This window comes from Pseudomonas sp. NY15437 (assembly GCF_048068435.1).
Lineage (GTDB): Bacteria > Pseudomonadota > Gammaproteobacteria > Pseudomonadales > Pseudomonadaceae > Pseudomonas > Pseudomonas nitroreducens_B.
Genome location: NZ_JBLUQC010000009.1, coordinates 230818 through 251691 on the forward strand (window position 1 = coordinate 230818; position 20874 = coordinate 251691).

Below are 20874 nucleotides of genomic sequence, written 5' to 3' on the forward strand. Positions count from 1 at the left end.
CTCGCCGTTCAGCCGGCGTCGGCCCAGCGCTCGCGCACGGCGAGGATGTCGGGCAGGCAGCCGAGGAACAGCTCCACCAGCTGCGGGTCGAAGTGGCCGCCTTTCTCCCGGCGCAGCAGTTCCACGGCGTCGTCGATGCTCCACGCCGGCTTGTAGGGCCGTGCGCTGGTCAGCGCGTCGAACACGTCGGCGATGGCGACGATGCGCCCTTCGACGGGAATCTCCTCGCCGCGCAGGCCATTGGGATAGCCGGTGCCGTCCCAGCGCTCGTGGTGGGTGAGGGCAATGCTGCGCGCCAGGCGCAGCAGGTCGGAGTCGTGCTCGCCGATGATCCCCGCGCCGATCTCCGGATGCTGGCGCATGACCTGCCATTCGCGCTCGTCGAGCCGGCCGGGTTTCTGCAGGATGGCGTCGGGAATGCCGATCTTGCCCACGTCGTGCATGGGCGCGGCGTTGAGCAGGTCGTCGGCGGCCTTCTCCGAGTAGCCCGCGGCGCGCGCCAGCAGGTGCGCATAGTGGCTCATGCGGATGACGTGCAGGCCGGTCTCGTTGTCCTTGTATTCGGATGCCTTGCCCAGGCGCTGGACGATCTGCAGGCGCGTCTCGCGCAGCTCCTCCACGCGCACCAGCGACAGGTGCGTGCGCACCCGTGCCCTGACGATGGGCGGGCTGACGGGCTTGGTGATGTAGTCCACGGCGCCGACCTCGAAGCCCTTCGCCTCGTCCGGCACGTCGGCCAGGGCGGTGACGAAGATCACCGGGATGGCGCAGGTGGCCTGTTCGGCCTTGAGCCGCTGGCAAACCTCGAAGCCGGTCATGCCGGGCATCATCACGTCCAGCAGGATCAGCTCGGGGCGCTCGCGGTTGGCCAGTTCCAGCGCCTTGTCGCCGTCCTTGGCGAACAGCAGGCGGTAGTCGTCCTGCAGGATGTGCCGCAGGACCTGGAGGTTGGTGGCTTCGTCGTCCACCAGCAACAGGCAGGGCCGATGGTCAGGGGCGGTCTGGGTCATGCGTGCTCCAGGCGGGTGCCAAGGGTTCGGACCCATTCCAGGGCCTGGTCGAAATCGAAGTCGTCGATGGCGTAGCGCAACGCTTCGAAGGCGTCGCGGTGTTCGCTGTGGGCGGTGCCCAGGCGCAGGCGCTCCAGCGCCTGGTCGTCCAGCCCGCCGCGCGAGAGCGCCAGTTGCAGGGCGTGCAGCGCCTCGCGCAGGTCCTGGGAGGCGGCCTCGCCAACGACCTCGGCGACGGCCTCCGGCACCAGCGGCACCGAATCGCGGACGACGGCGAATTCCGCGCCAACGCGCTCCAGCGCGCTGCCCAGCTGTTCCGCCGTGCCGTGGTCGGCGGCGCCTTCCAGCACGCCGAGGGCGCCGGCCAGGCGCGGCAAGGCGAGGTTGGCGGCGGCGCCGCGCAGGCGGTGGGCGAGGGCGGCGATGCTGGCGCGGTCGCCTTGATTCACCGCGCCTTCCAGGGTCGCCAGGCTGGCGTGCTGTTCGTCGAGGAAGCGCACGATGGCCCGCGCCATGGGCAGCGGGCCGCCCCACAGGTGCGCGCCAGCGTCCCAGTCGAGGGTCGCCAGTGGCGCGGGCTCGCTGGGCTGTGCACGGCGGACGGCAGGCGCGGCGCCGAGCAGGCGGGCCATCTCGTCCAGCAGGCCGGCGAGGTCCAGTGGCTTGCTGGCGAAGCCGTTCATGCCGGCGTCCAGGGCATTCTGGCGGTCGCGGTCGAGTACGCTGGCGGTGAGCGCAATGATCGGCACGGCTGCCGCGCCACGCTGCTGTTCGAGGGCGCGGATGCGCCGCGTGGCTTCCAGGCCGTCCATGCCGGGCATCTGCACATCCATCAGGATCAGGTCGAACGCCTGGGCGCTGTAGGCTTCCACGGCCGCCAGACCGTCGCCGACGCTGTGCGGACGGTGGCCGAGGCGGCGCAGGTTCAGCTCCAGCAACTCCACGTTCTGCGGCACGTCGTCGGCCACCAGGATGCGCAGCGGCGGCAGGCTCGGCGCATGGCTGCGTGCGGTCGGCTGCACGCTGCGCCCGGCGGGCAGGGGCAGGTCGACGGTGAACACGCTGCCGCGGCCCACTTCGCTCTCCACGGTGATGCGGCCGCCCATCAGCTCCACCAGTTGGCGCGAGATGGTGGTGCCCAGCCCGGTACCGCCGAAGCGCCGGCTCATCGAGGCATCGGCTTGGGCGAAGGGGTCGAAGATGCGCTCCAGGCGGTCGGCGGCGATGCCGATGCCGGTGTCGCGAATCGCCAGGCGCAGCGCGCCCGGTTCGCCGCTGATGACCAGGCGCACTTCGCCACGCTCGGTGAATTTCACCGCGTTGCCCAGCAGGTTGGTCAACACCTGTTGCAGGCGCAGCGGGTCGCCGCGGAAGTACTCGCCGGCACGCTGGCCGTAGTCGATCCGCAGGGTCAGGCCCTTGCGTTCGGCGGACAGCCGCAGCGCCGCACAGACCTGTTCGCACAGTTCCGGCAGGGAGAAGTCGAGGGCTTCCAGTTCGATGGCGCCACGGTCGAGCTTGGCGGTATCGAGGATGTCGTTGAGCAGGCCCAGCAGCGAACGCGAGGCGTTCTGCACGGTGGTCAGGTAGCGCCGCTGGTTGTCTTCCAGCGGCGAATCCAGCAGCAGTTCGGTGAAGCCCATGATGGCATTCATCGGCGTGCGGATTTCATGGCTCATGTTGGCGAGGAAGCTGCTGCGCGCGGCGGCGGCCTGTTCGGCGCGGTCGCGGGCGCTGCGCAGTTCCTGCTCCATGACGCGGCGCGGGGTGAGGTCGGTGGCCAGCTTCACCACCTTCACCGGCCGGCCGTCGAAATCGAGGATCGGGTTGTAGGTCGCGTGGATCCACACCTCGCGCCCGTCCTTGGCCAGGCGGCGGTATTCGCCAGCGCTGTGTTCGCCCGCGCGCAGCCCGTCCCAGAACCCCCGGTACTCGGCGCTGGCGGCGATATCCGGCGGGCAGAACAGGCTGTGGTGCTGGCCCAGCACGTCGGCTTCGGTGTAGCCGAAGAGTTCGAGGATGTTGTCGTTGGCGGCCAGCACGCGGCCGTCCAGGTCGAACTCGATCAGCGCCATGGCGCGGCCGATGGCGGTGACCTTGCCTTCGTACTCGTTGCTCAGCAGTTTGCTCTCGGTCTGGTCGAGCAGGACGCCGTCGATCCACTGCGGCGTGCCGGCCTCGTCGTAGCAGGCGCTGCCGCCCTCCCAGATCCAGCGCTCCCGGCCGGTGCGGTCGAACAGGCGGTACTCGACGACGTAGCTGCGGCCCTCGGCGATGGCGCGGCGGACTTCCTCGTTCACCGCATGCTGGTCGTCGGGGTGGTAGAGCTGGTTGAAGGTGACGCGCTGCTCGATGAAATCCTGCGCCGACCAGCCGGTGACGGCCTCCACCGCGTCGCTGACGAAGAGGATGCTCCAGACCTCGTCCGGGACGACGCGAAAGGCGATGCCGGGCATGTTGCGGATCAGCGAGCGGTACTGCTCCTCGCGCGTGCGCAGGGCCTGCTCCATCTCGCGGCGTTCGCTGATGTCGGCGACGAACACGACGAACCAGGGCATGCCATCGTGGTCGGTGACGCCGAGGCTGACCCGCGCCGGGAATTCGCGACCGTCGCGGGTGAGGCCCTCCAGTTCCAGCTCGGAATTGTGGAACTGCCGCTCGCCGCTGCGCTTGTAGTTCTCCAGGGCGCTGCGGAACTGCTGGCCGTAGGCCTCGTTCATCAGCACCTGCATGGACTTGCCGACCAGTTCGTGCGGGTGCCAGCCGAACAGACGCAGCACGGCGTGGTTGACCGAGCGGATCACGCCGCTGTGGTCGATGGTGAGGATGGCTTCGACCGCGGCGTCGAGCAACGAATCCAGGTGCTTGCGCCGGCGCTGCAGTTCCTGGAACAGCTGGCGATAGCGCAGCAGGCCGTTCACCGCGGCGACGCAGATGCTCAGGCTGATGGTGGCCATGGACACCGCCATCGCCAGGTAGAAGCTGCCCTGCACCCCCTGCGGCACGCCGAACTCCTCCCGGCCGACGAAGCGCGCTGCCGCCATGCCGGTGTAGTGCATGCCGGCAATCGCCAGGCCCATCACCGCGCCGCTGAGCAGGATGGCCAGGTTCGGCCGCATCCGCCCGCGCAGGCCGAAGCGCACCCACAGGGCGATCACCGCCAGCACGACGGCCACCAGGATCGACAGGGCGAACATCCACGGGTTGTAGCGCAGCAGCGGGGCCATGTGCATGGCGGCCATGCCGCTGTAGTGCATGGCGCCGATGCCGGCGCCGACCAGTACGCCGCCGCCGATCAGTTGCAGGCGGGTGACGTTGCGCCGGGCCAGCAGGTTCAGGGCGATCCACGAGGCGAACAGGCTCGGCAGGCCGGACAGCAGGGTGATCAGCGGGTCATAGCGCACCGCCGCGCACAGCTGGAAGGACAGCATGCCGATGAAGTGCATCGCCCACACGCCGCCGCCCAGCGCGACCGCGCCGGTGCCGATGGCCAGTTGACGATAGAACGGGTTGCGCGCCAGTCGCGCCACGCCCGACAGCTGCAGGGCCATGGTCGAGGTGAAGATGGCGATGAGCACGGAAAGCAGCACCAGCGCCGTGTTGTGCTCGCCGAAAACCAGCAGCGAAGGGGAGTCGCCGCTGTAGAAATATCGCTGCAGATCGAGCATTGAACGAAGACCGTACTGCGTGCCGAAGGCCCGGTGGAAGACGAGACGGGGTAGCCAGTGCGAAGCAGAGCACAGGATGGGTGCAAATTGCCATCATTGTCGGTCGCCGCCCCTGCGAAACCCGTGTCGCGGCGATGGAATCGGACGAGCGGGGCGCCACGGTTCGGCGTCGACGTTCAACGCTGCGGGCAGCGGCGACCGGTAACCTTCTATCGGCGAGCGCCGTGGGAAATTGAATGCTTGCCGACGGCTGGCGGCACCAACGAAAAAGCCCGGCATGGGCCGGGCTTTTCGAGGTACCTGGATGCGGATCAGGCGGGCATGTGCCATTCCTGCAGGCGGTAGCCTTCGCGGTTCAGCTCGTCACGGGCCTGGTTCAGCAGGCCTTCGAGTTGCTCCGGGTCGGAGTAGGCGGAGCTGGGGATGCGGGTGAGGCCCAGCAGGCGGGTACCGGTACGGTCGAGGACGGACAGGTCGAGGCTGCCGTCGCCCCCTTGATCAACCCAAGTCACACAGTGGAAGGGTTGGAAGGCTCGTCCGGTGATCAGCAGAGCCTCGTTAAAACGAAGAGTCGCATGCATGGTTGTGATCTCTCTGCGGTAATCCATTGCGAAGGTGGCGAAAGCGGTTCATCCGCTTTCGTGTTCGTTCACGCAATTGATGTTTTCAGAGCCGAAGAAAGTCACAGGCCATGTCGCGTTTGTACACAAAGGCGTCGCAAATTAAACCGAGCTGAACGCTGCAGGCCCCGTCAACCGTGGCCTGCAGCGCGATGGAAGGTGCGCCATCGCGCCGCATATGCCGTTTGTCAGAGGCGACGGACGGTCATGCCTGCATGGCCCAGCCGTCCACGTTCATCGCCGCCTGGCGCAGCGCCTCCGAACGGGTCGGGTGCGGGTGGCAGGTGCGCGCGATGTCCTCGGCGGCGCCGCGGAACTCCATCGCCACGCAGTATTCCGCGATCATGTCGCCGACGTTCGGGCCGATCATGTGCACGCCGAGGATTTCGTCGCTGCGCTCGTCCGCCAGCACTTTCACGAAGCCTTCGGTCTCGTGGTTGATCTTCGCCCGGCTGTTGGCGGTGAAGGGGAACTTGCCCACCTTGTAGGCGCGGCCCTCCGCCTTGAGCTGCTCTTCGGTCTTGCCCACGGTGGCGACTTCCGGGTGGGTGTAGATCACGCCCGGGATCACGTCGTAGTTCACTTCCCCGGCCTTGCCGGCGATCAGCTCGACGCAGGCGATGGCCTCGTCCTCGGCCTTGTGCGCAAGCATCGGGCCGGAGGTGACGTCGCCGATCACCCAGATGCCCGGCACGCTGCTGCGGTGCTCGTGGTTCTCCAGCATGCCGCGTTTGTCCGTGGCCAGCCCGACGCTTTCAAGCCCGAGCCCCTGGGTGTAGGGGCGGCGACCGATGGCCAGCAGCACGTAATCCGCCTGGATCGACTCCGCCGCGCCGCCGGCGGCCGGCTCCACGCTCAGGGTCACCTGCTTGCCGCTGACCGTGGCCTGGGTCACCTTGCTGCCCAGCTTGAAGCTCATGCCCTGCTTGGTCAGCGTGCGCTGGAAGGTCTTGGCGGTTTCGAGGTCCATGCCGGGGCAGATGCGGTCCAGGTACTCGATCACCGTGACCTCCGCGCCCAGGCGGCGCCACACCGAACCCAGCTCCAGGCCGATGACGCCGGCGCCGATCACCACCAGGTGCCTGGGCACCTCGGGGATGGACAGCGCGCCGGTGGAGTCGAGGATGCGCTGGTTATCCACGTTCACGCCGGGCAGCGGGGAGGGCTCCGAACCCGTGGCGATGATGATGTCCTTGGCGCTGAGCACCGTCTTGCTGCCGTCGGCGGCGGTCACTTCGACCTTGCCCGGCCCGTCGAGGCGGCCCCAGCCCTTCACCCACTCCACCTTGTTCTTGCGGAAGAGGAACTCGACGCCCTTGGTCAGCGCGGCGACGCTCTCGGCCTTCTGTTTCATCATCTGCGCCAGGTCCAGCGTCGGCTTGACCTGGATGCCGAGGTTGGCGAACTCGCCGCCGGCTGCTGCCTCGTACAGCTCGGATGCATGCAGCAGCGCCTTGGACGGCATGCAGCCGACGTTCAGGCAGGTGCCGCCGAGGGTCTCGCGACCCTCCACGCAAGCGACCTTCAGGCCCAGCTGGCCCGCGCGAATCGCCGCGTTGTAGCCGCCGGGGCCGCCGCCGATGACGATCACATCGTAAGTGCTCATGCCGTGTTCTCCGCAGTTGGAAAGAAGGGTGAATCGAGGTTAGTCCGTGCCCGCCGGATCACCAGCGCGGGGCCCGGGAAAGCGTTACCTGATTTATATTACGAACATAATATATTCATCGGCGCAAGTCACGCGGACATGACAGGAGCAGCGAGGAGGGCGAAAATGCGGGGCTTTGGCGCCCAAGGTCCGCGCGCCCACGGAGAATTCATGAAGATCGACTGCGATTTCGACAGCGGCAACATCCAGGTCATCGACGACAGCGACCCGCGCCACGTGCGCCTGGCGCTGCGTCCGGACACGAAAAGCCCGCACTTCCAGTGGTTCCACTTCAAGGCCGAGGGCCTGGAGCCCGGCCAGACCTACCAGTTCAGCCTGACCAACACGCCCGGCTCCAGCTACACCGGCGGGTGGCCGGGCTACAACGCGGTGGCTTCCCATGACCAGCGCGACTGGTTCCGCGTGCCCAGCACCTTCGACGCCAACGGCCTGCATTTCAGCCTGGTTGCCGAGCAGCCCCAGGCCTGGTTCGCCTACTTCGAACCCTACAGCCGCGAGCGCCACGCCGAGCTGGTGAAGCGTGCCATCGCCAATGGCGCCGAGCTGCTCGCCACCGGCCACAGCGTGGAAGGCCGCGAACTGCCGCTGCTGCGCATCGGCAACGGCGCGCCGGGTGCGCGCAAGATCTGGCTGATCGCCCAGCAGCACCCCGGCGAGCACATGGCCGAGTGGTTCATGGAAGGCCTGATCGAACGCCTGCAATCCGCCGATGCCGACATCCAGCGCCTGCTTCAGCGCGCCGACTTCTACCTGGTGCCGAACATGAACCCGGACGGCGCCTTCCACGGCCACCTGCGCACCAACGCCGCCGGCAAGGACCTCAACCGCGCCTGGGCCGCGCCCAGCGCCGAGGAGAGCCCGGAGGTGCTGTTCGTGCAGGAGCAGATGGCGCGCTACGGCGTGGACCTGTTCCTCGACGTGCACGGCGACGAAGAGATCCCCTTCGTGTTCGCCGCCGGCTGCGAAGGCAACCCGGAATTCACCCCGCGCCTGGATCGCCTGGAAAGCCTGTTCCGCGAGCGCCTGGAAGCCAACGGCGAATTCCAGAGCGTGCATGGCTACCCCAAGGACGCGCCGGGCCAGGCCAACCTGACCCTGGCCTGCAACCACGTCGGCCGCACCTACGATTGCCTGTCGCTGACCCTGGAGATGCCGTTCAAGGACCACAACCTGTCGTCCAACCCGCGCACCGGCTGGAACGGCGCGCGCTCCAAGGCCCTGGCGGAGGCTGTGCTGACCACCGTGGCAAGCCTGGTCGACGAGTTGCGTTGATCACACGGCGTACAACCGCCCGGTTGTACGCCGTGTGCTTTTTTGTAGGAGCGAGCTTGCTCGCGAACAGCCCAATGCGGGTGCTGCCGGGAAGCCTGTTCCCGAGCAATAACAAAGCGTCCCTCTCGCTCCTGCAGGTTCGTCTTCTGCGCTGTCATTCTGGTGTGGTTTCCTACAGCTAACCCGCCTGACCACTCGGTCAATCCGCCCCGCCTGGCGGTTGAATCTTCCTCCCCGCGTGCTAGTCCAATAGAGGAGGCACCCGACCGCAGGAGGTGCGTATGACAAGGCATCGCAAGCTGTTGACCCCGCAGGTCATCGAGGACCTGCAGGAACGCATGGACGCCCCGGAAGAGCTGGACTTCAGAGAGCGCCGGGAGGTGCGCAAGAACCGCTCGGGCGAGCACCGGCCTCGCGCCTTCGCTGGCGCGGCCTGATCGAGCGGGCAGGGGCGCCGGCCACGCCGGCGGCTGTGCCCGCCAGGCGGTCACAGCGAGGTCGCTTCGGCCACGCGCCGGAGCGGCCCCGCACGATGCCGCTGCCGCTGGCTTTCACTTCGTCGGACAGTATTCGGTATTCCGCACCATCACCTTCGCTTCCTTCAGTCGATTCTCGCCGCAGAGTGGCACTCCAGAGCGGTTCGCTTCTGTATCTTCCCGCATACTCGGTAGCGGTTGTCTTACAAAAATCCGACTGAAAACTTGAACTGCTTCACATAAAATCGGGTCTTCCGTTAGCGCATTTCGCTCTACCCGCAGCAGTCAGAAGTAGCCCCATGGAAAACCACAGCACCCCCCTGGGTCCGGTTCCTGCTCATCTGGTCCGGGAAGCCGTCGCCAAGAAAACCGGCCTGGGCTGGGTGGTCGAATTCAACATCGCCACCTGGCTGAATCTCGCGGTACACGATGACACCGCCATTGCTCTGAAGGTCAGTTACCTGGACGGCGAAAAGCCCCGGGAAGTCCTGGTCGACAAGGGCAGCATCTTCGGCGCCCAGCGCATCCTGCTGTGCGGCATCGCCCGGCTGGGAGTGAACCAGAAGCTCGAAGCCATGAGCCTGTCGTTGGAAACCCGCGCACCGATCCAGTCGCTGCTGGTCGAAGAGCTCTTCGTCCAGGCCGTGGAGCGCCAGAGCACCAAGAAGAACGGCACGCGCAAATCCCGCTGAGCTTTTCTCAGAGGCCGTGCGGGGGCGCCATCGGCGGGCATTCCCGCCGTGCATGACGCCTCGCCGGGCTTGCGGCGCACCGTTCAAGGCGGGGAACATCAGGGGTCCCACCCGACGCCTCAGGATGTTCCATGCCCTTCGATATCGAACAGCTCAAGCTCTACACCGCCCACCGCGGCATTGCCATTCCCATGCTCGACTTCCTGCAGTTCCGCCACGCCCCGGCGGAGGACGGCAACGGGCCGGGTCGGCTGGTGGTGCGCGTCGAACCGCAGCTGGTCAATGGCTGGGCCAATGCCCACGGCGGTCTGATCATGACCCTGCTCGACGTCGCCATGGCCCTGAGCGCCAGCGACGCCGACGACGCCTATCGCGGCGTGGTGACCGTGGAGATGAAAACCAGCTTCCTGCGCCCCGGCGGCGAAGTAGGCGAAGTGCTGGAAGCCCACGGCAAGGTGCTGCACCACACGCGCTCGATCGCCTTCTGCGAGGGCGAGCTGCGCAACAGCCAGGGCGTGGTGGTGGCGATGTCCTCGGGCACCTTCAAATACGTCAACAAGCCACGCCCCCTGGCGGATGCCTGAGGACGGGCGCCCTGGTCATCAGGTAGTGGAGCGGGCAGGCCGATGATCGCGGCCGTGGGCGCACCTCCAGGGCAGCTGTTGTGAGTGGATCGCGAGCAAGCTCGCTCCTACAGGTCGAGGCTGGTGGGAGAAGGAGCCACCCGTGCCGCTGCACCTAGGGTTTCATCCTGCTCCGAACCAGTCCCCTCTCCCTTCAGGGAGAGGGTTAGGGAGAGGGCCAACCACCCCGCAGGAGTGGAGGTAGGAGCGGACCTTGTCCGCGAAATCTATCCCAGCAGAACGGGTGCTAGTCGGGAAAACGCCCTGGCATGGCGCCCAGTTTTTCGGGGCGTTCTCCCCTCCATGCCGGCGACCCACGCAGCCACAACCGCCTCACTTGGCCAGGCTGCGCACCGTGCAACGGCCATCGGCAATCGCCTCGCAGAGGAAATACGGCATCAATTCCCCCCAGGCGCCCTTGGTCACGGGTGACTCGTAACGGCACAACAGCGTGCCCTCGGCGTCGAACAGGCCCCAGGGCTGCAACTCGCCGTCCGCCAGCTTGCTGTCCACCTTGATGCCCTGGTAGCTGGCGTTGCAGCCCACGTGGAAGACTTCCGTACGCCAGCGCACCGGCGCGTGCGGCGGGAAGGGCTGTGCGTCGAGGAAGCCGAACAGATCGTCGTGGTTCAGCAGGCTCTGGCGGATGGTCGGCCACAGGCTGCGGCGCAGGAAGTATTGGTCGGCGTAGCGCTGGTGCGCCTTTTCTTCCTTCAGATATTGCGCGATCAGCGCGCGGATGCCCGGCAGGTTCGGGTTGTGGCAACCGGCCCACATGCCGGCCAGCAGCAGCTCGGTATGGGTGAAGTAGTCGCGCATGTGGTGATACCAGCGGTCGCTCCGCAGCCAGGCCTCCACCGCCGCCTGGTCGCGCTCGGAGAGCAGCGAGTCGGCATCGCGCACCTGGAAGCGCGCCACCTCGCCATCGTCCATCACCAGGAAGCGCCACATGGTCGCCGGAATGCCGTGCCGGGTCTCATCGTCAACCTGCACCACCTGCGCGCCGGCCTCGGCCAGCCGCGCCTGCACCGCCTGCGGCACCGAGTCGTCCACATAGAAGCGGCAGCGCCACTGCGGGAACAGCTCGCGCGCCGCCTCGACGTTTTTCAGTGCGCTCTCGCAATAGCGCGGGCGCGCGCCGAACAGCGAGAAGACGATCAGGTTGCGCTCGGGATGCGAGCCGTCGAATACCGGCGGCGTCGCGGCGGGCAGAGGATGCGCGGGGAACTGGCTGTACTTGCGGTCCGCCACGCTGAGCGACAGGTTGCCGTAGCGGCGCACCAACTCCGGCTTGTTCAGCCAGCCACATGCCTCGGTCAGCCCGTCCAGGGCCGTGTTCGGCATCTTCTCCTCGCCCAGGGTGTTGAGCAGCTTGAGATACGTCTTGTAGGCCTGTTCGTAGTTCTTCGTCCGCATCAGGCACAGAGCGTAATCCGCCAGCAGCGTGGGATGGTTCGGCGCGATCTGCAGCGCCTGGCGCGCCACGTCGCGGCCCTGCGGGTAATTCCCCTTGGCCAGCGCAGCGCGAAAGGTGGTGGCCAGCTTGTTCAACTTCTTCTCGACGGCAGACATGCGGAAACTCTCCAGGGCAGGACGGCGGCGGAGGGTTATGCACGGAATGAGCAGCCCGCGCGCGTCGAATGCATGGAGCGCAAGGCTAGGGAGCGGGGGAGCAGGGCTCTATCGGAAAATTCCTGCACGTGGCGGCGATAATTACGAAGTCTTACGCCGGCCGTGCTTCACCTGTAGGAGCGGGCCACGCCGCGACTGCCCGCCAGGCATGCCTGGGTAGCGCCCCTGGCCAGACGCCCGCTGCAGACGGCATATTAACCGCCTGGCCAGCCACCGGACGGCGATATGACATTCGAAGTTTCCATGCTCCTCTGGGGCGCCCCGTTGGTAATGCTATTGGGCGGCTACCTGTTGGTCCGCTGCATCGGCGGATTGCGCCGGGTGATCCTGCCCGACCTCTGCCAGCGCTGGGCCGACCCGGCCCGCGCGGAAGTGGTGGCGTTGCCGCGACCAGGGCGCTATGTCGTCAACATCGTCTTCCCGCCCTTCACCGTCGTCACCGGTACCGCGCATTTTGCCGCGGATTTCGCCGTCGGCGTCTGTGCCAGCGGCAAGCCGGTGCCTTACGAGGCGTACAGCCGCTTCAACGTCTTCACCGTGCGCCGCAGCGACATGGGCGGCAACTCCAGCATGCCCCTGGGCGAATTCCACTGCAGCGAGCCGGGCGATTACCGGGTCACCTGCCTGACCCCGGATCACATCCGTCCTGGCTTCCTGCTGGAAGTGGCGCCCTACGCCTCGCCGGCCGGCGTCGTGCCCCTGATCCTCGGCACGCTGCTCGCGTCCTTCATGACTCTCGGTGGGCTGATAGTGACCCTGCTCAAGCTGGGCGGGCAGCTCTGATAGGTCAGGCAGCTCTGCTCTTATAGGAGCGAGCTTGTTCGCGAACTTCTCCGCGTGATGTTGAAATCATTGCCTAGTGAACAGGGGCCGCGCCCGGAAGCGCTCGAATGCCTTGTCTGGCGCCGCTTCTGCCGGTCAGACATCGCGGACGGAGTCTGCTCCTACGCTCATGGCCTGGGTGGCGCGAGGCGAAGGCGGACTGCGTCCGCGATGGTCCGGCGCCAGGGCTGTCGCAGGCGCGGCCAGCTCCTACAGGGCAGCTTCGGCGCCAACTGTAGGAGCGGGCCATGCCCGCGATCCGCGGCACCAGTGGGATGGGCGGAGCGCAGCGATACCCATGCTGTCGGTACGCAGGCATTGATGGGTATCGCTGCGCTCCACGCCATCCTACGAATGAGCTCCCGGTAAGCTCGCGATCGCGTGCATGGCACGCTCCTGCAGGGAACGACATTCGATGGTTTTTTCTATTTCCTTTTTATTTTCATGAAGCTGTCCGTGCCAGCTCTCTACTTGGCGAAACTCTGGGAATATCATTCCCCACCCGCTCCATTCCTCTGGTGCCGATACACACTCACCGCCTCATAAACCGCCTTCCTCAACCGGTTGATGCCGCCAATCGGGCGGTGTTCGGGCAGGGCGTGCCAGGGGTTGTAGGAGAGGTTGTCGCAGGCGAGGTTCTGCTCGCGGCTGTCGAAGTCCTGGGGCGGGATGCTGACGGTGGCGACGGTCTGGAAGGGAGCGTCCTTTTCGCTCCATTCAACGCTGGTGTCTTCGATGGGCATGTACTTGCTCGGGTCCTGTTTCTGCACCTGCAGGGCGAAGCAGGCGGGGACGCGGTCGACCGACAGCTGCTGGTACAGGGCGGTGCGCAGGAAGTTGGGCAGCTTCTCGTTGAGCTTGGGCAACTGGTAGGCCGGGCAGCCTTCGGTCTGTGGGATGACGCGGTACTTGATGTTGTTTTCCTCGCCCAGCTTGTACGGCGCGATGCCGTTGTAGCCGGCCTGAAGGGGGCTGTCCGGGGCGGGGGCGAGGGTCTGCAGGGCGATGATCAGGTGGCGGATTTCCCAGGTGCTGGGCTTCCAGCTGGGGAAGAAGGCGGCGATCTTCTGGCCGCTGGCTTGCGCGGCGAAGTTCTGCCGGTACTCGGCGACGTCGCGGACGAAGAACACCGGGTGGTTGAACATGACGAAGTCCTGCTCGGTGTCGTGGCCCTTGCCGGGCATCAGCTTTGCGCCAGGCACGTCGAGCAGCTTGATGGCCATGCCGCGGGCGTCGCGGGCGCTGTCGAACTGCGGGTAGGCGTTGCCGTTGGAGAAGCGGACCATGGCTTGCCATTTGTGGCCGGGTTCCGCGAACACGCCCTGGCGCAGGCCGGGGGCGAGGTCGCTGGCGACGGTGACGTCGGCCTTCACGCAGCCATGGGCCTTGGCGTGGGCGTCGCGCAGCACGCGGGTGTTGTCGCGGTGCTGTTCGACGATGCGTATGGCGTCTTCGATGATGGCCTGGGTGAGCTGGGCTTCGCCCGGCGGGATTTCTTCCTGGGCGGAGACGGGGCCGGAGAATTTCCACGCGTAGTAGAGGCTGCCGATGCCCCAGCCGAGCAGGCCGATGGCGGCGACGGCGAGCAGCAGACGGCCGAGCCATTTGCCAAGGAAGAGCCAGATTCGGGTGAGCAGGGAGCGCATGGCACGGGGTCCTTTCGTGTTCTTTTTTATGGAGGGGATTCCCGGGGGGGGTTCCCTCCCTGACCCTCTCCGGGGAAAGGGGACTGCTTGGCGGATGGTGCTACGGGAAGGGGGTGGCGCTGGGCGTTTCCCTCTCCCCAACCCTCTCCCTGAAGGGAGAGGGGGCTGGTTCGGTGATTCGGTGGAGCTTCGGAGCGGGCCTTGGCCCTCACTCCAGCTCTGGCTACGCGCCCCGCTCCGGAGGGAGAGGGGGCGGATCGGTGTTCAGGCGGTGCTGCCGAGCACGGTTTGCCGGTAGGAGCGAGCTTGCTCGCGAACGGGCTGTCCGGCGGCGCCGGATTTGGGCGGGTTCGCGAGCAAGCTCGCTCCTACGAAGAGCAATCCGGGCGCGCGGCTCATTCGCACTTCGGCCCCGGCGTCCACGGCGGGGTGGGCACGTTCGGGTCGAGGCGATTTTCGTACTCGGGGTTGCCCAGCACCTTCAGGTATTCCACCAGCGCCCAGCGTTCTTCCGGCGACAGGGCGCGGCCGATGACGCCGTCCTTGCGGCAGCCGTCGCGGAATTCGTGGCCGCCGTTGCTGTTGCCGGTGACGCTGGTCTTGTAGAGGAAGCCGCCGGGGAAGCGCTCGGTGCGGTAGCCGGCGTATTTGGGGTCGTACTCGAAGCTGCCGACCCAGAACTGGCTGTCGCGCTCGGCCACCGGGGAGAGCAACTGGAACAGGTTGGGCACCGAGCCGTTGTGCAGGAAGGGCGGGGTCGCCCAGATGCCGTCCAGCGGGCGAGCCTTGTAGGCGCGCAGTTCACGCACGCCGATGTCGAGGCCGTAGCCGTTCATTTCCTTCTGCTGCTCGGGGCTGATGTGCGCATCGCGGTAGCCGCGCTGCTCGACGAACGCGGTGACGTAGGCCAGGCCCTTGGCCGCGGAGATCTTCGACAGATCCAGCGGTTCCTCGCTCTTGGGGTAGAGGCGCACGTTCATGTTCTTCAGGTCTTCGACCTTCCACTTCAGTGCGCGCACGTCGAAGGTGTGGTCGGCGATGTTGCTCGCGGTGGTCGGGTCGGTGCCGATTTCCTGGGTGGACACCATCTTCATCGCCCATTCGGGGACGCGCTCCGGGGCAATGCTGTCGGCGGAGCCGAGGGCCTTGATGTGTGGGCCGTGGCAGTAGACGCAGTTGGCCTGGAACAGGGCGCGGCCCTGGGCGGCCTTCTTCAGGTCGATTTCGCCGAACACCTCCTTCGGCCAGGTCGGCGGCTTGAGCTGCTTGAGGGTTTCCTCGAGGGTGTAGAGGTCGCGCAGGCGCACGCTGGAGGCGTAGCGCTCATCGCCCAGCACCGGCTTGCCGTCGCTCTCGAACATCCGCAGCGTGGCGCCGACGCCCAGGGCTTCGCCGATGTTGCGTGCCATGGGCTGCATGGCCGAGCCGTTCCATTGCACCCAGTCGAATTTCCAGATGTCCCACACCTGCGGGTAGTTCACCGGCGCGTTGGCGACGCGGTAGTTGGAGGCGTCGATGCCGTCGCCGAACACGCTGTTGGCGATGCGGCCGAACGCGTCGGCGCGGCCGGGGCCTTCCAGGGTCGGGTAGAGGCCGCGGTGGGTGTCGTTCCAGGCGGTGGACACGAGCGTGCCGAGCACGTTGCGCACGTCACGTTTGAGCGCAGCCTTGCCCTTGGGGTAGCGGTCGCCCAGCACGCCCTTGGCGAAGCGGTCGAACTTCCACGGCACGTAGTACGTGGAGGCGAGGCTGGCGCCCAGCGCCTGGCCGAACGCCCCGCCGCGCAGGGTGGGCACGGTGGAGGCGATGGAGTGCATGGCCGCGCCGCCGTCGATGCGCACGGCGGTGCCCTGGTAGCGCAATTCGCCGGTGTGGCAGGCGGAGCAGGTGATGTCCAGGTACCAGGCGCCGGTTTCGCCGTCCTGGTGGCGGGCGAAGCCGACCGGCAGGTTGCCCGGGTTCTTCGCATTGGCGGCGAGGGTGTCGTCGGCGTCGCGGCCGATCTGCTCGGGTTCGATGAGGAAGCCGAAGCGCGCGAGGTTCTCGGGGCTGGCGAACTTGTCCCGGGAGAAGGGCTGCTCGAGGTGGGTGAACCAGTCGTAGCGCAGGCCTTTCACCTGGGTGCCCTGGGGCGTGTAGTAGTAGGTTTCGCGATCCGCCGGGCTCCACTGGTCGAGGTGGATCATCCGCTCAGGCTTGGTGTATTCGGGGAGGTTGGGATGCGCGGTGTACCAGGCGACGACGCCTCCGATGAGCAGGAGCAGTAGCAGGACTGCAAGTAGGACGCGGCCGAGAATGCGCATCGAAACTTCCTTGTTAGGTGTGCGAAAAAGAATCGGACGTTTATGCCAAGTACGCAGCGGCTTGGCAAGGTGATGCCGCACTGAATTCAGGGTTTTTATGGCGGGTGAGGGTGCTGGGCAGGGGTGTCGCTTCCAGGCACAGGAGTGTGAACGGCAGCGGCATGGGTATCGCTGCGCTCCGCCCATCCTACGGAGCGTTCCGAGGTTGGTAGGGGGCACGCTTGTAGGTTGGCGTTGAGCGAAGCGATACCCATCGTCCATCAGGCGATCGCCTACTGTGCGGGGCGAAGCTCCAGCAGCAGGCTCAGGCAGATCACCGCGCCGATCAGCAGGCCGACCACGCTGGCGATGAGCAGCGGCCAGCGCAGGCCTGGGCTGTCGTCCTCGGCATCGGGAATGCGCGCGTGGATGCGGGGCCATAGGTCGTCCGGCGGCGGTAGTTCCGGCCAGGGCTCGTCGCTGGAGGGTGGCGACGAGTGATCGGCGAGCTGGTAGAGCAGGGCGACCATCCAATCCAGTGCGGCGATGCGCGTGGGGTGGTAGCGGTCGGCGTCAGTCCAGACGTGCAGGTAGGTGTCGACCAGCAGGGCGTCGGCGGCTGACTGATCGGGCTTCAGCTTCAGCGCCAGGGGATAGAGGCGCGGGGCCGTGCAGCGGTACAGCGTGGCGAAGGCGCGCGCATCGCCGTCGCCGCTTTCGGCGAGCAGGTAGCTGAGGAAGTTCGCTTCGTCCGGGTCGATGGCAGCCTCCGGCGGTTTCGCGGCGAGCGGCGTGGCGGGAGGGGTAAGGATAGTGGGTGGTGCGGGGGCGGTCGCGTTGGGGCGGTTCGCGAGCAAGCTCGCTCCTACAGGTTTTGCTTCGGAGGGCGGGTGCTTCTAGGAGCGGAGCTTCTCCGCGAAATCCCGGCGCAGGCGGGCTGAGAAGAGCACCGGCCTGTCGGCCGGGTCGCGGATGAATCCGCTCCTACAGGGGCTGGCGCGGCGCTGGAGCCTTGCGTGTAGGAGCGGGCCATGCCCGCGAACCGTGCCCGGGGCGCTCCTGCAGGCCGGGCTGCGGAGTGTGCGGCTTTTTGTAGGAGCGGAGCCTCTCCGCGAAATCCCGGGGTAGTCGGTACGAGAAGGGCACCGGCCTGTCGGCCGGGTCGCGGATGAATCCGCTCCTACACGGGCGGGCTCGGCGCTGGAGCCTTGCGTGTAGGAGCGGGCCATGCCCGCGAACCGTGCCCGCGGGGCATTCCTACAGCGGGGAATCCGCTGTCAGGCCACTGCCTCGAATGGCAGCCCGACGTAGTTCTCGGCGATGGTCGTGCGGCCGGCCTCGGAGCCGAGGAAGTAGTCCAGCTCGGTCTCCAGCATGCGCCGGGTGAAGGCGTCGCTGTCGGGGAACTGGTGCAGCATCGAGGTCATCCACCAGGAGAAGCGCTCGGCCTTCCAGATGCGCCGCAGGGCAATGGGCGAATACTGCTCCAGCAGGTCGGTGCGGCCTTCGCCGTAGACCTTCACCAGGATGCGGTACAGCGTGTTCACGTCGCTGGCGGCCAGGTTCAGGCCCTTGGCACCGGTGGGCGGGACGATGTGGCCGGCGTCGCCGACCAGGAACAGCCGGCCGTATTGCAGTGGCTCGACCACGAAGCTGCGCAGCGGGGCGATGCTCTTTTCCAGCGACGCTCCGGTGACCAATTGGCGCGCGGCGTCTTCAGGGATGCGGCGCTTGAGTTCGTCCCAGAAGCGCTCGTCGGACCAATCCTCCACCTTCTCCTCCAGCCCCACCTGCAGGTAATAGCGGCTGCGGGTGGCGCTGCGCTGGCTGCACAGGCTGAAGCCGCGTTCGCTGCTGGCGTAGATGAGTTCGTGGTTGACCGGCGGGGTATCGCTGAGCAGACCGAGCCAGCCGAACGGGTAGACGCGCTCGAAGACGCTCAGCCGCTCGGCGGGAATGCTGCGCCGGGCCACGCCGTGGAAGCCGTCGCAGCCGGCGATGTAGTCACAGTCCAGGCGCACGCGCTCGCCCTGGTGAGTGAAGGTGACGTAGGGCTTTTCGCCGGTAACGTCGTGCAGCTCGACGTCGCCCGCTTCGTACACGCTCATCGCGCCGCTGGCTGTGCGAGCCTGCATCAGGTCGCGGGTGACTTCGGTCTGGCCGTAGACCATCACCTGCTTGCCGCCGGTGAGGGCCTTGAGGTCGATGCGCTCGCGGCGGCCATTGAGCACCAGTTCGAAGCCATCGTGGAGCAGGCCCTTGGCGTCCATCCGCGCGCCGGCGCCAGCTTCGCGCAGCAGGTCGGTGGTGCCCTGTTCGAGCACGCCGGCGCGGATGCGCCCGAGCACGTAATCGGGGGTCTGGCGTTCGAGGATCACGCTGTCGATGCCAGCGGTGTGCAGCAGTTGGCCCAGCAGGAGGCCGGCAGGCCCGGCGCCGATGATGGCGACTTGAGTCTTCATGGGGTGGCTCCTTGGAGAGCGCTGTTGTTTTTGTCTTCTGCATTTTTTGTGGATGGGAGCGGCCTTTGAAGGTAATTTCCAACACTCTTCTTGGACTTTTCATGGATGTGGGCGGTGATCGAACAACCTGCTGATACGTCGGTCCCGGTGTTCCGCCTGTATGGCGAGACGACGGTGTGGCCGACGCCGGACCTGATCCACTGCGAGTCCATCGCCTCGCGCAGCCGCCTGCACGATTGGGAGATCCGCCCGCATCGGCATGGCGACCTGGTGCAGTTGCTGTATGTGCAATCCGGCGCGGCGGAACTGGAAGTGGAGGGGCGCGTGACGCCGGTGCGCGAGGCGTCGCTGCAGGTCACGCCGGCGCTGGCGGTGCATGGTTTTCGCTTCGCCGAGGATGTGCAGGGCTGGGTGCTGAGCATGGGCCTGCCGCTGGCCGAGCAACTCGGCGGCCTGCTGCACAGCAACGTGCTGGAGCAGCCGGCGTGCTTCGCCGTGGGCGAGGGCAAGCGCCAGCTGGATGCCCTGTTCGAGTCCATCGACCGCGAATATGCCCAGCAGGCGCCGGGCCGCGACCTGATGCTGCAATCGCTGCTGAACATGCTGCTGGTCTGGCTCAGCCGCCGTGCCCTGGAGCAGTCCCGGGCGGAGGCGAGCCAGCAGGATCGCGGCGTCGAGCACGTGCATGCGTTCGCCCGCCTGCTGGAGCAGGACTTTCGCCTGCACCGGCCCATCGAGCATTACGCGGCGGCCCTGGGCATCAGCGCCGCGCACCTCAATGCGCTGTGCCGGCGCCTGGCCGGGCAGTCGGCGCTGCAGATGATCCACCAGCGCCTGCTGCTGGAGGCCAAGCGCAATCTGGTGTACACCGCCATGACCATCCAGCAGGTATCGGACAGCCTGGGCTTTTCCGAGCCCGCCTATTTCTCCCGTTTCTTCAAGCGTTATGCCGGGGTCTCGCCCCGCGCATTCCGCGAGCCGCGTTGAGCCGCCATGAATATCGATTCGCGTATCAAGTTCCGCCACCTGGTGTGTTTCCTCGAGGTGGCCCGGCAGGGCAGCCTGGCCCGCGCGGCGGACGTCCTGGCGGTCAGCCAGCCGGCGATCTCGAAGACGCTCAAGGAACTGGAGGATCTGCTCGACGCCAGCCTGTTCGAGCGCGGCAAGAGCGGCGCCAGCCTGACCGAGGCGGGCGTGGCCTTCCTGCGTTACGCCGGCCCCTGCGTGCAGGCCCTGCGCGACGGGGTGAACAGCCTGCGCGGCGGCGAGTACGCCTCCAGCACCGTGCGCCTGGGCGTGCTCTCCACCGTGGAGAGCCTGCTGATGCCGGAGACGGTGCGGCGTCTGCACCAGCGCCACCCGGCGCTGGTGGTCAGCGTGGTGACCGGGCCGAGCGCCCACCTGCTCTCGCAATTGCGCGTCGGCGAACTGGACCTGGTAGTGGGCCGCATGACCGAAAGCCCGCAGATCCAGGGCCTCGCCTTCGAGCACCTGTACAGCGAGTCCATGACCCTGGTGGCCCGCGCCGGCCACCCGCTGCTGGGCCGGCCGCTGCCGCCCTCGGCGCTGGACGACTGGCCGCTGGTGCTGCCGCTGGCCGGCACCACCATCCGCAAATCCGCCGACAGCCTGCTGGTGCAAAGCGGCCTCGGCCAGCCGCGCCAGCGCCTGGAAACCCTCTCCACAGTGCTCAGCCGTCGTTATGTATTGACCAGCGACGCCCTGTGGATCGCCCCGCTGGATTCGGTGCGCCTGGACCTGCGCTCCGGCGAGATCGTCGAACTGCCGCTGGACGTACAGGAGCCGGGCGGTTCGGTGGGGGTCTGCAGCAATTCGACGTTGCCGCTTTCGCTGGGCGCGCACTGGTGCCTGGAGGTGCTGCGCGAGGTGGGCGAGGCGTACCGGGAAGGAACTTACCCATAACCATATGGTTATGGATGGAGGGCATCTTTTCAGTTTTCGGCGTCAGGCTTGCCGGCGACACTTCGCCGCACTGCCTGATG

Annotated in this window: 16 protein-coding genes; 7 read left to right on the top strand and 9 right to left on the bottom strand. The window is 67.0% G+C overall.

Features of this window, described 5'->3' with window-relative positions; genetic code table 11:
* Positions 1–8: 8 nt before the first annotated feature.
* The 4 genes from ACNFIA_RS20930 to lpdA all read right to left on the bottom strand — a co-directional run bounded on the left by ACNFIA_RS20930 (position 9) and on the right by lpdA (position 6904).
* The gene (locus ACNFIA_RS20930; RefSeq protein WP_416788302.1) at positions 9–1010 is read right to left on the bottom strand and encodes an HD domain-containing phosphohydrolase; all 1002 of its coding nucleotides are present in this window, start codon (positions 1008–1010) and stop codon (positions 9–11) included.
* A complete protein-coding gene (locus ACNFIA_RS20935) occupies positions 1007–4678 on the bottom strand; it encodes a PAS domain S-box protein (RefSeq protein ID WP_416788304.1) in 3672 nt (1223 codons plus the stop codon). The genes ACNFIA_RS20930 and ACNFIA_RS20935 overlap by 4 nt, the downstream gene beginning before the upstream one ends.
* A gap of 311 nt (positions 4679–4989) precedes the next feature.
* Positions 4990–5259, bottom strand: coding sequence for a hypothetical protein (locus tag ACNFIA_RS20940; protein WP_259754254.1), 270 nt, complete (start codon positions 5257–5259; stop codon positions 4990–4992).
* Positions 5260–5503: 244 nt separating this feature from the next.
* Positions 5504–6904, bottom strand: a complete 1401-nt coding sequence (lpdA, locus tag ACNFIA_RS20945) for a dihydrolipoyl dehydrogenase (RefSeq protein ID WP_416788306.1) — start codon at positions 6902–6904, stop codon at positions 5504–5506.
* 210 nt (positions 6905–7114) lie between these two features.
* Between lpdA and ACNFIA_RS20950 the strand changes: the two genes are divergently transcribed.
* From ACNFIA_RS20950 to ACNFIA_RS20965, 4 genes are all read left to right on the top strand, one after another.
* Positions 7115–8236 (top strand): M14-type cytosolic carboxypeptidase, encoded by a 1122-nt coding sequence (locus ACNFIA_RS20950; RefSeq protein WP_416788308.1) that lies wholly within the window; start codon positions 7115–7117, stop codon positions 8234–8236.
* Positions 8237–8517: 281 nt separating this feature from the next.
* Positions 8518–8673: a hypothetical protein gene (locus ACNFIA_RS20955; protein ID WP_259754257.1), complete on the top strand. Its 156-nt coding sequence runs from the start codon at positions 8518–8520 to the stop codon at positions 8671–8673.
* Positions 8674–9011: 338 nt separating this feature from the next.
* On the top strand, positions 9012–9404 hold the full coding sequence (locus tag ACNFIA_RS20960; RefSeq protein WP_259754258.1) for a hypothetical protein: 393 nt from the start codon (positions 9012–9014) through the stop codon (positions 9402–9404).
* Positions 9405–9535: 131 nt separating this feature from the next.
* On the top strand, positions 9536–9988 hold the full coding sequence (locus tag ACNFIA_RS20965) for a PaaI family thioesterase (RefSeq protein WP_416788311.1): 453 nt from the start codon (positions 9536–9538) through the stop codon (positions 9986–9988).
* A 372-nt stretch (positions 9989–10360) separates the two neighbouring features.
* On the opposite strand, the gene ACNFIA_RS20970 is transcribed toward ACNFIA_RS20965, so the two are convergent.
* Positions 10361–11599 (bottom strand): tetratricopeptide repeat protein, encoded by a 1239-nt coding sequence (locus ACNFIA_RS20970; protein ID WP_416788314.1) that lies wholly within the window; start codon positions 11597–11599, stop codon positions 10361–10363.
* 285 nt (positions 11600–11884) lie between these two features.
* On the opposite strand from ACNFIA_RS20970, the gene ACNFIA_RS20975 reads away from it, so the two are divergent.
* Complete coding sequence (locus ACNFIA_RS20975) at positions 11885–12442, top strand: hypothetical protein (protein WP_416788316.1); 558 nt, start codon at positions 11885–11887, stop codon at positions 12440–12442.
* A 530-nt stretch (positions 12443–12972) separates the two neighbouring features.
* Here the strand turns inward: ACNFIA_RS20975 and ACNFIA_RS20980 are convergent.
* The 4 genes from ACNFIA_RS20980 to pobA form a co-directional block, all read right to left on the bottom strand.
* Positions 12973–14127 (bottom strand): catalase family protein, encoded by a 1155-nt coding sequence (locus tag ACNFIA_RS20980; RefSeq protein WP_416788319.1) that lies wholly within the window; start codon positions 14125–14127, stop codon positions 12973–12975.
* 395 nt (positions 14128–14522) lie between these two features.
* Entirely contained in the window at positions 14523–16430 is a 1908-nt protein-coding gene (locus ACNFIA_RS20985; protein WP_416788321.1) for a di-heme-cytochrome C peroxidase, read from the bottom strand.
* 272 nt (positions 16431–16702) lie between these two features.
* Positions 16703–17266, bottom strand: a complete 564-nt coding sequence (locus tag ACNFIA_RS20990) for a hypothetical protein (RefSeq protein WP_416788324.1) — start codon at positions 17264–17266, stop codon at positions 16703–16705.
* 420 nt (positions 17267–17686) lie between these two features.
* Entirely contained in the window at positions 17687–18871 is a 1185-nt protein-coding gene (gene pobA / locus ACNFIA_RS20995) for a 4-hydroxybenzoate 3-monooxygenase (protein WP_416788326.1), read from the bottom strand.
* A 117-nt stretch (positions 18872–18988) separates the two neighbouring features.
* Between pobA and ACNFIA_RS21000 the strand changes: the two genes are divergently transcribed.
* Both ACNFIA_RS21000 and pcaQ read left to right on the top strand, forming a co-directional pair.
* A complete protein-coding gene (locus tag ACNFIA_RS21000; RefSeq protein WP_416788383.1) occupies positions 18989–19858 on the top strand; it encodes a helix-turn-helix domain-containing protein in 870 nt (289 codons plus the stop codon).
* Positions 19859–19864: 6 nt separating this feature from the next.
* Positions 19865–20794, top strand: a complete 930-nt coding sequence (pcaQ, locus tag ACNFIA_RS21005) for a pca operon transcription factor PcaQ (protein WP_259754269.1) — start codon at positions 19865–19867, stop codon at positions 20792–20794.
* Positions 20795–20874 lie beyond the last annotated feature (80 nt).

What these genes read in the sequence shown, in the direction of transcription:
- ACNFIA_RS20970 (WP_416788314.1), bottom strand. Translation starts at nt 11,599, where the DNA reads ATGTCTGCCGTCGAGAAGAAGTTGAACAAGCTGGCCACCACCTTTCGC.
- ACNFIA_RS20965 (WP_416788311.1), top strand. Translation starts at nt 9,536, where the DNA reads ATGCCCTTCGATATCGAACAGCTCAAGCTCTACACCGCCCACCGCGGC.
- ACNFIA_RS20975 (WP_416788316.1), top strand. Translation starts at nt 11,885, where the DNA reads ATGACATTCGAAGTTTCCATGCTCCTCTGGGGCGCCCCGTTGGTAATG.
- ACNFIA_RS20930 (WP_416788302.1), bottom strand. Translation starts at nt 1,010, where the DNA reads ATGACCCAGACCGCCCCTGACCATCGGCCCTGCCTGTTGCTGGTGGAC.
- lpdA (WP_416788306.1), bottom strand. Translation starts at nt 6,904, where the DNA reads ATGAGCACTTACGATGTGATCGTCATCGGCGGCGGCCCCGGCGGCTAC.
- ACNFIA_RS20955 (WP_259754257.1), top strand. Translation starts at nt 8,518, where the DNA reads ATGACAAGGCATCGCAAGCTGTTGACCCCGCAGGTCATCGAGGACCTG.
- ACNFIA_RS20980 (WP_416788319.1), bottom strand. Translation starts at nt 14,127, where the DNA reads ATGCGCTCCCTGCTCACCCGAATCTGGCTCTTCCTTGGCAAATGGCTC.
- pcaQ (WP_259754269.1), top strand. Translation starts at nt 19,865, where the DNA reads ATGAATATCGATTCGCGTATCAAGTTCCGCCACCTGGTGTGTTTCCTC.
- pobA (WP_416788326.1), bottom strand. Translation starts at nt 18,871, where the DNA reads ATGAAGACTCAAGTCGCCATCATCGGCGCCGGGCCTGCCGGCCTCCTG.
- ACNFIA_RS20950 (WP_416788308.1), top strand. Translation starts at nt 7,115, where the DNA reads ATGAAGATCGACTGCGATTTCGACAGCGGCAACATCCAGGTCATCGAC.
- ACNFIA_RS20960 (WP_259754258.1), top strand. Translation starts at nt 9,012, where the DNA reads ATGGAAAACCACAGCACCCCCCTGGGTCCGGTTCCTGCTCATCTGGTC.
- ACNFIA_RS20985 (WP_416788321.1), bottom strand. Translation starts at nt 16,430, where the DNA reads ATGCGCATTCTCGGCCGCGTCCTACTTGCAGTCCTGCTACTGCTCCTG.
- ACNFIA_RS20940 (WP_259754254.1), bottom strand. Translation starts at nt 5,259, where the DNA reads ATGCATGCGACTCTTCGTTTTAACGAGGCTCTGCTGATCACCGGACGA.
- ACNFIA_RS20935 (WP_416788304.1), bottom strand. Translation starts at nt 4,678, where the DNA reads ATGCTCGATCTGCAGCGATATTTCTACAGCGGCGACTCCCCTTCGCTG.